The organism is Mesorhizobium sp. WSM4989 (genome assembly GCF_029625795.1).
In the GTDB taxonomy this organism is placed as follows: Bacteria; Pseudomonadota; Alphaproteobacteria; order Rhizobiales; family Rhizobiaceae; genus Mesorhizobium.
Window position 1 is genome coordinate 168,870 of record NZ_JARTVN010000004.1, and the last position, 8,378, is coordinate 177,247.

General features: G+C 65.6%; 6 protein-coding genes. 5 read left to right on the top strand and 1 reads right to left on the bottom strand.

All coding sequences use genetic code 11. The features are described 5' to 3' along the window. Nucleotides 1-8 precede the first annotated feature (8 nt). The 3 genes from P9217_RS27905 (at nt 9) to P9217_RS27915 (ending at nt 1,247) form a co-directional block, all read left to right on the top strand. Entirely contained in the window at nt 9-194 is a 186-nt protein-coding gene (locus P9217_RS27905) for a DUF3606 domain-containing protein (protein WP_278055696.1), read from the top strand. Further along, nucleotides 191-373: a hypothetical protein gene (locus P9217_RS27910; RefSeq protein ID WP_278055698.1), complete on the top strand. Its 183-nt coding sequence runs from the start codon at nt 191-193 to the stop codon at nt 371-373. Before P9217_RS27905 ends, P9217_RS27910 begins: the two co-directional genes overlap by 4 nt. 130 nt (nt 374-503) lie before the next feature. After that, nucleotides 504-1,247, top strand: coding sequence for an excalibur calcium-binding domain-containing protein (locus tag P9217_RS27915; RefSeq protein WP_278055700.1), 744 nt, complete (start codon nt 504-506; stop codon nt 1,245-1,247). Nucleotides 1,248-1,266: 19 nt separating this feature from the next. On the opposite strand, the gene P9217_RS27920 is transcribed toward P9217_RS27915, so the two are convergent. Then, nucleotides 1,267-2,460 carry a DUF1173 domain-containing protein gene (locus tag P9217_RS27920; RefSeq protein WP_278055853.1) on the bottom strand — a complete coding sequence of 398 codons (1,194 nt, stop codon included), beginning with the start codon at nt 2,458-2,460 and terminating at the stop codon, nt 1,267-1,269. A gap of 178 nt (nt 2,461-2,638) precedes the next feature. Between P9217_RS27920 and P9217_RS27925 the strand changes: the two genes are divergently transcribed. Both P9217_RS27925 and P9217_RS27930 read left to right on the top strand, forming a co-directional pair. After that, nucleotides 2,639-7,135, top strand: a complete 4,497-nt coding sequence (locus P9217_RS27925) for a strawberry notch family protein (RefSeq protein ID WP_278055702.1) — start codon at nt 2,639-2,641, stop codon at nt 7,133-7,135. Between the two features lie 11 nt (nt 7,136-7,146). Further along, the gene (locus P9217_RS27930) at nt 7,147-8,190 is read left to right on the top strand and encodes a toprim domain-containing protein (protein WP_278055704.1); all 1,044 of its coding nucleotides are present in this window, start codon (nt 7,147-7,149) and stop codon (nt 8,188-8,190) included. Nucleotides 8,191-8,378 lie beyond the last annotated feature (188 nt).

Consider the following 8,378-nt stretch of genomic DNA (forward strand, 5'->3'; position numbering starts at 1 on the left):
GAACAGCTATGACAGACGACAAGACCAAGCGCGATTTTCGGGACCGCGACCGCGTGTCCGCCGACGAGGACTATGAGGTGCGCTACTTCGCCAAGCAGCACCGCATCACGCCCGATCAGGTTCGGGAACTGATTGGCGAGCACGGCAGCGACCGCAAGACTTTGGAGCGCGAGGCCAGGAAACTCCGGGGGTGACCAAGCTTTCCGATTTGGGGCCGCCGATCATCGGCCGCCGGCATGGGAAAGAGCATACCGACGAGCGCGACCATTTCCATAAATGCCCTGTGTGTGGCCAGGCAGTCGACTGGCGCGACCTTCGACAAGTCATTTGGCACGAGCAGTCAGGACACAAGCCCTTGGAAACGGATGCCTGACCTCCGGCACATTTGGGAGCATTCTCCCGCCGGGGAGATGGGGGTGGACAGGTCTCGGCACAATAATCGGGCTGACCAGTGGCGCAATCGCACCGGCGCCAGACGTTCGCGCGCTCTGCGGTGGGCGAGCGTGCCACGACGGCTGATCTTCGTGACGGTCGCCGCGGCCGGAACCTTGGTCGCGCAGACAGCCATGCAGCACAGCGACGGTCTACCCGAGCTCAACCTTTCGAACTGGATCGGACCGAAGCCGCAGCCGATCACCGGCGTCGCCTCCGTCATCGATGGTGACACGATCGAGATCCACGGCCAACGCATCCGCTTCAACGGCATCGACGCGCCGGAGAGCAAGCAGTATTGCGACGACGCCAAGGGCTTTGAATATCCGTGCGGCCGCCGATCGGCCGAAGCGCTGGACGGCTTCATGGCCGCCTCGAGGCCGGTGCAGTGCACGTTCGTGACCTGGGATCGCTATCACCGCTTCGTCGGCGACTGCCGGCGCGCCGACGGCGCCAGCGTTGCGGCGTGGATGGTCGAGCACGGTCAGGCGCTGGACTGGCCCCGTTACAGCCACGGGGTTTATGCGGTGCAGCAGACCAGGGCGCAAGCGGCTAAGGTCGGATTATGGGTCGGCAGTTTTCAAGCGCCGTGGGACTGGCGTGCATCGCACGGCGATGGCACTGCGCCGTCGAGCCAGCCGCTCGGCATCTTCAGCCGTAAGCTGGTAGCCCAGAGCGGCTATTCGTGCGAGCCGCGGCGGTATTGCTCACAGATCGGCTCGTGCGACGAGGCCCAATGGTATCTGCACAACTGCCCGTGGGGCCGGAAACTGGATCGGGACGGTGATGGCGTGGCATGCGAAACACTTTGCTGAGGAGCGCCAGCAACGACGCTCAAAGCGGTAGCGGGGGCATATCACCCTCGCCGACTCGCCACACCCAGGCGCCGATCTCAGGTCGCGCGGCGATCATTTCGTCGAGCGAGGCTGCGAAGCTCTCGTCCGCTCCGGCCGGGACGACAAACAGCGCGACCGGCTCGTTCCTGTTCTGGAGCAATGCGTTAGCGATCGGCTGGTCGGGTTGCAGGTCGTAGCGCAATCCCTTCACGCTCTTCTCGCGAAGACGGGCCAGCCCATCGACGAGCCTCTTCTCAGGGACCGTCTCATAAGGAATCCAGTTCTCGGACACCACCATCAACGCGATCTCCTCGACAATGGCGAGGCCGGCCCGGTTCAGTCCAAAAGTCGCGATCACTATCAGATGTGACGTCGAATCCGCCTCCCACAGTGACAGCTCCTTCTCGAAGCGTGCCTGCAAACGCCGATGCAACGCATCGTCGATGATGAAGGGAAAACCGGGTAAATGCCTGACGACAAGTTTTTGACCCGATCTTGCGGGCACGATCTCCTTGACCTCGCCGACCAGCACCAGCAACTTCCGTGGACCGGACTTCGGCGGTAGCCCCGCAGCGAGAACCGCGTTGCGGCGTTGCTCGATCGCTTCTTTGTTCTCGGCGCGAAATGGCTCGGGCACGAACAGGATGTCCGCCAGCGATCCGCCGCGCACCGTCATTTGACCGGCTGCCTCGACCAGATGCCAACGGACATTCCACCAATGGCGCTTGCCGGCCCATCGCGATGTCCAGATTGTCAGTTCGGCCTCGTGCCAGAGGTAGTGAAGGAGGCCACGCAGCGACATCCTCCTGGGATCTGCGGTTACGCCGGCGGAGTTTTCGCCAGCAGGTACGGAAGCTGCCCGGCTCCCCGTCTTCGACAGGCTGAAGTCCAGCTTCAGCGTCGCCATCCCGCTTTGCGGATCGAGCTGGATCGCGCTGCCCATCAAGGCGCCTAGCCCGGACAGATCATAAGGCTGTTCATGTGACTCGCAGGACGGATCGTGCTCGCTGCCGCTGAGCGGCATGCGCTTGATCAGATGCAGGGCACCGATCCGGGCGACATACATCGGACAGCCCGGTTCGCGGCACAAGCATAGCGGACGCTCCCTGCGGGCATAGGCGTTCGCCAGTGCGGCCTGCAGATCAGGCGCTCCCTCCTCGTAGACCGCACTTCCAATACGAAACCGTCGCATCACCTCCGCTAGCTCCAGGTCGCCGCCGCATCCCTGTGCGCGCATACAAGCCATGGCTTTGCGCCGAGCGCAACCCGGATCGGCGCCAGAGGGAGAGGGGAGCGGGAGGAGTGCGGCCCAGCCGGCGCGGAGAGAGTGTCGGCGCGGGGCGTGCTCACCTTTCGCGAAGGACATCTCCATGAACATCGTTTCGACCACATCGGCCGCCGCCCGGACGGCCGCTCCACTCGCCACGCCCGCACCGGCCGCCATCGACAACGGACAGGCGATCTACCAGGCGGCAATGCAGCTTCTGCCATTCCTCGAGCAAGGCAACGCGATCACTACCAGCGCGCTCCGCGTTGCCATGACGGGCAGCTTCGGCGGCAGCGATGCGGAAGGGTTCTGGGTCTGGAAGGACGCCTATGAAGCGCTTGAAGCTGCGCAGGTGCTGTTCCTGCGCAGCTTCGGACCGGCGATCCTGTCGCGATCAGCATCGCCGCGGGCGGCCCTGGCAATGATGAAGCGGATCGCCGAACTTCTTCCCACCCACACGCGACGGTCTGACGAGAGCCAGGCCATGCAGCAGTTGTCGACGCCGCTGCCGCTCGCCTTCGTCACGGCTCACGCCGCAGGGCTCACCTTTTCAGACCACGTACTCGAACCCTCGGCCGGCACCGGCCTGCTCGCCGTCCATGCCGAGGTCGCCCGGGCCTCGCTCGCCCTCAACGAGCTTGCCGCGACACGGGCCGGTCTGCTCGGTCTGCTGTTTCCGCGCGTGGCGGTCTCGCGGCATGACGCCGCCCATATCCACGATCATCTCGATGCGGCTATAGAGCCGTCAGTCGTGCTGATGAATCCACCCTTGAGCGTCGGCGCCTATGTCGAGGGCCATGTCGCCGATGCGGCATGGCGACACTTGTCTTCGGCCTTCGCGCGGATGCGCGCCGGCGGCCGTCTCGTCGCCATCACCGGGACCGGGCTCTCTCCGGAAAACCCCAAGTGGCGGCCGGCTTTCGAACGGCTGCAGCAGCAGGGCACAGTCGTCTTCACCGCGGCGATCGACGGCCGTGTCTACGCCCGCCATGGCACCACCGCCGAAACCCGACTGACGATCATCGACAAGGTGCCGGCCGCCGACCCGAGCGGCTTCGTCCGATCGCCGGGCAAGGCGGCTGACGTCGAAACGCTGCTCTCCTGGATCACCGATCTTCAGCCCCGTACACCGGGCGGCTTCCTGGACTCGATCGGCGCCCTGTCCAACGGCATCCTGCGCAATGCCGCCATGCGCATTGGCGCGCAAACCGCGGCAAGAGCCGCACCGATCGCCGCGGTCGGGACAGCCGCGCGGGTCATTCGACCAGCAGCCCGTCAGGTCGCCCGGGAAAAGCCCACCCGGCCCGGCCTAGCAAGCACGCCTGCCGCTCCGCTTGCCTATGAGCTGCGCGATTGGATGCCGGAGGAGGGCGGCCGGCTCACCGACGCGATCTACGAACCCTATGCGCTCCAGTCGATCGAGATTCCCCGCGCCAAGCCGCATCCGACACCGCTGGTCCAGTCGGCCGCCATGGCCGCGGTCGCGCCGCCGAAGCCGTCTTACCGGCCGCTTCTCCCTGACGCGACGATCGACGATGGCCTGCTGTCGGACGCCCAGCTCGAAAGCGTGATCTATGCCGGCGAGGCGCATAGCGGCCATCTCGCCGGCGCCTGGACGGTCGATGAGACCTTTGACGTCGTCTCAGCCGCGCCCGAAGGTGCAGAGGCCGCGGTCCGCTTCCGGCGTGGATGGTTTTTGGGCGACGGAACCGGTTGCGGCAAGGGGCGCCAGGTCGCCGGCATCATCCTCGACAACTGGCTGCAGGGCCGTCGCCGCGCGATCTGGATTTCCAAGTCGGACAAGCTGCTCGAAGATGCTCAGCGCGACTGGGCAGCGCTTGGCCAGGAAAAACTCCTCGTCCAGCCGCTCTCGCGCTATCGGCAGGGGACGTCAATTCGTCTTGCCGAAGGCATCCTGTTCACGACCTACGCGACCCTGCGCTCCCAGGAACGCGAGGGCAAGAAATCCCGCATCGCCCAGATCCTCGACTGGGTCGGCCAAGAGGCGGGGAGCGCCGAAGGCGCGACGGGGACCAGGAAAGCTTTCGATGGCGTCATCGTTTTTGACGAGGCCCACGCCATGGCCAATGCCGCCGGCGGCAAAAGCGAACGCGGCGACGTCTCACCCTCGCAGCAGGGCAAAGCAGGCCTGCGCCTGCAGCATGCGCTGCCCGACGCTCGCGTCGTCTATGTCTCGGCCACCGGTGCGACGGCCGTCGAGAATCTTGCCTATGCGCAACGGCTCGGCATTTGGGGCAGCGATGATTTTCCGTTCGCCAACCGCGCTGAGTTCGTCGCGGCGATCGAGGACGGCGGCGTCGCGGCCATGGAGGTGCTGGCACGCGATCTCAAATCCCTCGGCCTCTATACGGCGCGCTCGCTCTCCTATGACGGTGTCGAATACAATCTACTCGAGCACGCGCTGACCGAGGAACAGATCCGCATCTACAACGCCTATGCAGATGCGTTCCAGGTGATCCACAACAACCTGACCGCCGCGCTCGAGGCGGCCAACATCACCAGCGATTCCGGTACGCTGAACCGCAACGCCAAGGCCGCGGCGCGCTCGGCCTTCGAGAGCACCAAGCAGCGCTTCTTCAGCCACCTCATCACCTCGATGATGACGCCGACGCTGATCGGTGCGATCGGACAGGACCTTGCCGGTGGCCACTCGGCCGTGGTGCAGATCGTATCGACCGGCGAGGCGCTGATGGAGCGCCGGCTTGCAGAAATCCCAACCGAGGAATGGTCGGACCTCCACGTCGACGTCACGCCACGCGAATATGTCGGCGGGTATTTGATGCACTCTTTCCCGACCCAGTTGTTTGAGGAATATTCGGACGCCGAAGGGAATGTTTATTCGCGGCCGGTGCATGACGCGGACGGCAATCCCGTCCAATGCCGCGAAGCGGTTCGCCGACGCGACGACATGATCGAGAGGGTCGCGTTGTTGCCGCCGGTCGGCAGTGCGCTCGACCAGATCATCCACCATTTCGGCACCGAGGCCGTCGCCGAGGTGACCGGCCGCTCGCGGCGCATCGTCAAAAAGACCGGCGGCGATGGCATGGACCGGCTCGCCGTTGAGAACCGTCCGGGCTCGGCCAACCTCGCCGAGACCCAGAGTTTTATGGACGACGACAAGCGCGTGCTGATCTTTTCGGATGCCGGCGGCACCGGCCGTTCTTACCATGCCGATCTCGGCGCGAAGAACCAGAGGCTGCGCAAGCATTATTTGCTCGAGGCCGGCTGGCGCGCCGACAATGCCATCCAGGGGCTCGGCCGGACGCATCGCACAAATCAGAAGCAACCGCCGCTGTTCCGGCCGATGGCCGCTAATGTGAAGGCGGGAAAACGCTTTCTGTCGACCATCGCGCGACGGCTCGACACGCTCGGCGCGATCACACGCGGCCAGCGCCAGACCGGCGGGGCAGGGCTCTTCCGTGCAGAAGACAATCTCGAAAGCCCCTACGCGCGGGCCGCACTTCGCCAATTCTATATGCTGCTCCACCAGGGCAGGATCGAAGGTTGTTCTCTTTCTACATTCGAGACCGTCACCGGCCTTTCGCTGACCACCGACGAAGGCGGCCTGCGTGACGAGCTGCCGCCGATCACGACCTGGCTCAACCGGCTGCTGGCACTGCGCATCGAGACCCAGAATTTCTTGTTCGAAGTGTTCGAGCAGCTGATGGCGGGAAAAATAGAAGGCGCGATCGCCGCCGGCAATTACGACAAGGGGCTGGAGACGATCACGGCGGAGAGCATCATCGTCACCGACAGGCGCACAGTCTACACGCATCCGGTCTCGGGCGCGCAGTCGCATGTGCTGACCGTTGCTCGTAAGGACCGTGTCAGGCCGCTCGGGCTTATCGATGCGCTGGCCATTGCCCGGGCGGAGCCGCAAGGGGTCCTGCTCGTCAACACGCGGTCGAACCGCGCCGCAATCCAGCTTCCGACGGCGAGCCTTATGCTCGACGACGGCACCGTCGAGCATCGGATGCGTCTGCTTCGTCCGACCGACGAGCTGCGCTTCGGCCTGAACGCCCTTGCCGAAACCCATTGGCAGCCCACCGACCGAAAGCTGTTTTGCGAGTTCTGGCAGGCCGAAGTCGCCGCCGTCTCGGAGTTCACTACCAGCACCTTTCACATCGTGACGGGTCTGCTGTTGCCGATCTGGCGGCGCCTGCCGGACCATGATTGCCAGGTCTACCGCATCCAGACCGATGCCGGCGAGCGCATCATCGGCCGTCACATAGCGCCGACGCTGGTCGCGACCATGTTCCGAAATCTGGGCCTCGACGACGTGCCGAGGCTCGCGCCGGAAGATGCCTGGACCGGGCTTGTTGAAGGCCGAGTCGGACTGCAACTTGCCGACGGCCTGATCCTGCGCCGCAGCCGGGTCATGAACGACTACCGTGTCGAGTTGGTCGGCTTCAACGAAGCCATCGTCCCCCGGCTGAAGACGCTGGGGCTGATCTCCGAAATCATCTCCTGGAAGCTGAGGCTGTTCATTCCGACAGCCGCGCAAGGCTCGGTCATCCTCGCCTCGCTGCTCGACCGCCATGCGATCGTAGGGGTCACCGCTCGTACCGCAGCGGCTTGAAGGAGGCGGTCATGGCCGGCTCAGCTTCCGAGCTGGCACGCCGCCTTGGTGAACATGCCGAGGCGGTGTGCCGCGAGTATCTTTCCAATGGCCATCGCTCCGGCAATCACTGGATGGTCGGCGATGTCCGCAACACGCGCGGCCGCTCAATGCATGTGCGGCTGAAGGCCAACGCGAAGGGCCCGGCCGGTCGATGGGTCGACGAGGCGACGTCCGAATTTGGCGATCTGCTCGATGTCATCCGAGAAAGCTGCGGCCTCGTCGACTTCCGCAAAGTCGCGGACGAAGCACGTCGCTTCCTCGCCATGCCGCTGCCACCGCCGCAAAGCCATGGCGCCGAGCGTCAACCCGCCGCGGCCCGCGGCTCGCCCGATGCCGCGCGTCGCCTTTTCGCCATGTCGCGGCCGATCGCCGGCACGCTCGCGGAACGCTATCTCGTTGGCCGTGGCATTCTGCTCTCCGCCCATGAGCGCGCCCTGCGTTTCCATCCCGGCTGCTACTATCGAGATCTCACTACCGGCGAGACGCAGACGCTGCCTGCGCTGATCGCCGCTGTCACCAGCCTCGACGGGCGCATCACCGGCCTGCAGCGCACCTGGCTCGACCCGGCGGGCAACGGCAAGGCGCAGCTCGCCGATCCCCGCCGCTCGCTCGGGGATCTCCTGGGCAACGCCATTTGGCTTGGCCACCAGCCCGAGGAGCCTGTTCCCGTCATGGCCGCCGGCGAGGGGTTTGAGACGATGGCCTCGCTCAGGACGGTGATGCCGGCCTTGCCGGTGGCCGCCGCCACCTCCGCCAATCACCTCGCCGGCCTGACGTTCCCGCCAGGCTGCCGCCGCCTCTACATCGCGGCCGACGCGGACGCCGCCGGGCGCCAAGGCATCTACCGTCTCAGCCAGCGCGCCGGCGAGGCCGGGATTCTCGCTCTGGCGCTGCGGCCGCAGCTTGGCGATTTCAACGACGATCTGCGCCATCTCGGCCCGGCCCACCTCGCGGCATGGCTCAGCGGTCAGCTCGACCCCGAGGATGCGCGTCTGTTCCTGCCATCAAGATGAGCGGTACGGGTAGTTAGGCGTGGAGGGCAGCGTCACCGGAAGACCCGCCGGCCTGGCAGCTGTTCGCCGGAGAGGCCGCGCCCGCGGCCTGCCCGAGAGGCGACCCCTGCCACGTCCCCGTCACGGCCGCAACGGCTGCGCCGTCCTCCGCTCGCGCTTCGGCCTTCGGTGCGGGCCCCCCCCCGGGG

What these genes read in the sequence shown, in the direction of transcription:
- P9217_RS27905 (WP_278055696.1), top strand. Translation starts at nt 9, where the DNA reads ATGACAGACGACAAGACCAAGCGCGATTTTCGGGACCGCGACCGCGTG.
- P9217_RS27920 (WP_278055853.1), bottom strand. Translation starts at nt 2,460, where the DNA reads ATGCGACGGTTTCGTATTGGAAGTGCGGTCTACGAGGAGGGAGCGCCT.
- P9217_RS27925 (WP_278055702.1), top strand. Translation starts at nt 2,639, where the DNA reads ATGAACATCGTTTCGACCACATCGGCCGCCGCCCGGACGGCCGCTCCA.
- P9217_RS27930 (WP_278055704.1), top strand. Translation starts at nt 7,147, where the DNA reads ATGGCCGGCTCAGCTTCCGAGCTGGCACGCCGCCTTGGTGAACATGCC.